Source organism: Ilumatobacter sp. (assembly GCF_049588435.1).
In the GTDB taxonomy this organism is placed as follows: domain Bacteria; phylum Actinomycetota; class Acidimicrobiia; order Acidimicrobiales; family Ilumatobacteraceae; genus Ilumatobacter_A.
Genome location: NZ_JBAVYV010000227.1, coordinates 1 through 3,186 on the forward strand (window position 1 = coordinate 1; position 3,186 = coordinate 3,186).

The 3,186-nt window shown below is 68.3% G+C and carries 4 protein-coding genes; 3 read left to right on the plus strand and 1 reads right to left on the minus strand.

The features are described from left to right. The coding region (locus tag WBV89_RS08895) for a class E sortase (RefSeq protein WP_423980980.1) at positions 1 to 1,373 on the plus strand (1,373 nt) is incomplete at its 5' end. Positions 1,374 to 1,400: 27 nt separating this feature from the next. On the opposite strand, the gene WBV89_RS08900 is transcribed toward WBV89_RS08895, so the two are convergent. Beyond that, positions 1,401 to 2,138, minus strand: a complete 738-nt coding sequence (locus WBV89_RS08900; RefSeq protein WP_423980981.1) for an enoyl-CoA hydratase-related protein — start codon at positions 2,136 to 2,138, stop codon at positions 1,401 to 1,403. Positions 2,139 to 2,223: 85 nt separating this feature from the next. On the opposite strand from WBV89_RS08900, the gene WBV89_RS08905 reads away from it, so the two are divergent. Continuing rightward, entirely contained in the window at positions 2,224 to 2,484 is a 261-nt protein-coding gene (locus tag WBV89_RS08905; protein WP_423980982.1) for a hypothetical protein, read from the plus strand. 70 nt (positions 2,485 to 2,554) lie between these two features. Then, the gene (locus WBV89_RS08910; protein ID WP_423980983.1) at positions 2,555 to 3,130 is read left to right on the plus strand and encodes a TetR/AcrR family transcriptional regulator; all 576 of its coding nucleotides are present in this window, start codon (positions 2,555 to 2,557) and stop codon (positions 3,128 to 3,130) included. Positions 3,131 to 3,186 lie beyond the last annotated feature (56 nt).

Genomic DNA, 3,186 nt, shown 5'->3' on the forward strand with positions numbered 1-3,186 from the left:
ACACCCCTGCCGACGCCGGTGCGGACGAACACGGCGGCGACAGCAACGGCACCGGCGACGGGGCTCACCCCGCGCCGCACTCCGCTCGGCTGACCGACGAAACGGCACGACCGGTCGTTCGGACGAGGACCACGACTTCCGCACCGTCCCCGAAGCTCACCCGGCGAGGACGACTGCGCAAGTGGGACCGACCCCCGCCACCACACGACTGGCGCTGGATCGTCGGCGGCGTCGGCAAGGTGTTGATCGCCGTCGGCCTACTGATGTTCGGGTTCGTCGCCTACCAGCTCTACGGAACCGGAATCCAGACCGCCGCCGCACAGAACCGGCTGGAGACCGAGTTCGAGGAGTTGCTCGCCGAGACGGCACCGGTGACCACGCCGGCGGTGCCGGTGACCACCGCTCCCGTCGAACCGGCCCCCGAGACCACGGTGGCCGAACCCGAGCCTGCGCCGACGGTCGTTCCGGTCGAGAACGGCGATGCGGTGGCCCGCCTCGAGATCCCGTCGATCGACGTCGACGCCATCGTGGTCGCCGGGGTCGACAAGGGCGACCTCCAGAAGGGACCCGGCCACTTCCCCGAGACACCGATGCCCGGCCAGTTCGGCAACGCCGCGATCGCCGGGCACCGCACGACCTACGGTCAACCGTTCCGCAACGTCGACCAGCTCGAGCCGGGCGACGAGATCAGCGTCACCACGCTCAGCGGGACGTTCGTGTACGGCGTCACCGGCACCCAGATCGTGGACCCGTCGTACTATCAGGCCGTCGTCACCACGGATCCGACCATCGCGAACCTCACGCTGACGTCGTGCCATCCGGTCTTTTCCGCTCGTCAACGAATCGTGATCTCGAGCGAGCTCATCCCCGAGAAGTCGTCGCCGGTGACCGAGGCGATCCTCAACTACGGCCGACCGCTCGACCTACAGGACGATGCATCAGCGGCCGACGAGATCGCAGCCGGGGACGATCCGACATTCGAGGCCGTCGACACGTCCGTGGTGACCGATCCGGCCGCAACGTCGCCCGACACGACGACCCCGGTGGACGCCGGCGCAACGTCCGACTCCGGCGTTGCGACATCGACGCCGTCGGTGAGCGACGAGTCGTCGGGAACCGACCAGCTCGGATCCGACGCGGTCAACGAGGGGATCGCCGATGCGTTCTCCGACGGATGGTTCAGCGACCCGGGGGCGAATTCACAGGTCGCCCTGTGGGGGCTCGCGGTCTCGGCGATCGCCATCGCGTCCTACCTCGTGAGCCGACGCCTCCGCCGTGACTGGGCCGGGCTCCTCATCGGCATCGTCCCCTTCACGGTGGCGCTCTACTTCTTCTTCGAGAACGTCAACCGACTGCTCCCGCCGAACCTCTGACCGCTTCGGCGACTCGGCAGGCCTCGGTCAGTTCCCGGTGAAACCGGGGCGCCGCTTCTCGAGGAACGCTCGACGCCCCTCGTCGGCATCGGCGCTGGCCCATGCCGCGCTGCGCATCTCCTCGAACCGGTCGTCTTCGGCATCACTGCGCGCCGATTCCAGGCCGTGCTTGTGGGCGGCCATCGTCAGCGGGGCGAGCGAGGACAGACGCTCCGCCCACTCGAGCGCGGCATCGAGGTCACCGAGCCGATGGATCGCCCCCTGTCGATGGAGGTCGGCGGCGGTCGTCGTCTCGGCCCCGATCAACATCCCCCGCGCAACCCCCGCGCCGAATTCGGCCTCGACACGCGCGACCGTCCATCGATCGACCACCAGCCCGAGCTTCGCGGCGGGGACCCCCAACACACTGTCGGGTGTGGCGATCCGGAGATCACACGCCACGACGAGTTGGGTGCCGGCACCGAGCGCAGGCCCGTCGATGGCCGCGACGACCGGCACCGGCAGGGTCGTGAAGTTCCGCAGTACCGAGCCGAGATCGGTCGCGAACTGGCCCTCCTCGACGCCGGTCAGATCGGCTCCGGCACAGAACGCCGGGGCGGTACCGGTGAGCACGACGACCCGGGTCTCGAACGAAGCGGTCGAGGCCACGAGTCGGTCCTGGATCTCCAACAATTCGAGCAGGGTCGGGTGATCGAGCGCGTTGCGCCGCTCCGGGCGGTCGAGCGTGATCACCTCGACACGCCCTCGTCGTTCCGTTCTGACCATGTGGAGTCCCTTCGTCGACCGTCGAGGCGGCCCGGCGCTCGTCGCCGGCACCAGGACGCGCTTGCGGCCGTACGCTACGTGCCCGATGGCAACCACCGAGGATCCCGTTCGCATTCGACGAGCCAAGATCGCACGCTGGACGCTGCTCGCGAACCGCGTGGGATATCTCTTCGTGGCCGTCGCGATGGCGCTGTTCGTGATGGCCTTCCTGTTCGGGTTCACGTCGACGATGGCAACGCTCGTCATCATCTCGTTCATCATCGGCTGCATCCTCCTGCTCCCGTCGATCGTCCTCGGATACGGCGTCAAGGCAGCCGAGCGCGAGGACCGCGAGCAGGGTTACTGATCCCGACTTTTCGCGGAGACGGGATGTCGTCCGACACTCGCAGGCTCGGGCCGGTTACCATCTGGTAACAATGTCCCAGCGCCTTCCCGCCAACGCCCGACGAGAGCAGATCCTCGACGTCGCACTCGATGTGTTCGCGTCGGCCGGGTTCCACGGCGCGTCGATGAACGACATCGCCGAAGCGGCCGGGGTGACCAAGCCGGTGCTGTACCAGCACTTCGATTCCAAGCGCGATCTGTACAAGGCACTGCTCGACGAGGTCGGCCAGCGCCTGCTCGATTCGATCGCCAAGGCGACCGCCGAGGCGACCGACGGCAAGAGCCAGACCCACCTCGGATTCCTCGCCTACTTCCGCTGGGTCGCCTCCGACAACGCCGGCTTCCGACTGCTGTTCGGAAACGGCACGTCCAACGACGACGAGTTCACGCAGTCGGTCGCCAAGATCACCGCATCGGCCGCGGAGGCCACCGCCCCGCTGATCGCGGTCGACATCTCCGAGTCGACACGGCGCACGCTCGCCCACGCGCTCGTCGGCATGGCCGAAGGGGCGAGCCGTCGCCTCGTCGAACTCGGCGACGACTTCGATCCGGATCAGATCGCCGACGAGGTCTCCGCCCTCGCCTGGGCCGGCCTCCGCGCCCTCTGACCCACCCCCTCCCCCGCCCACCCCACCCTGCGATCTCGTGAACTCTTCGCGCACGG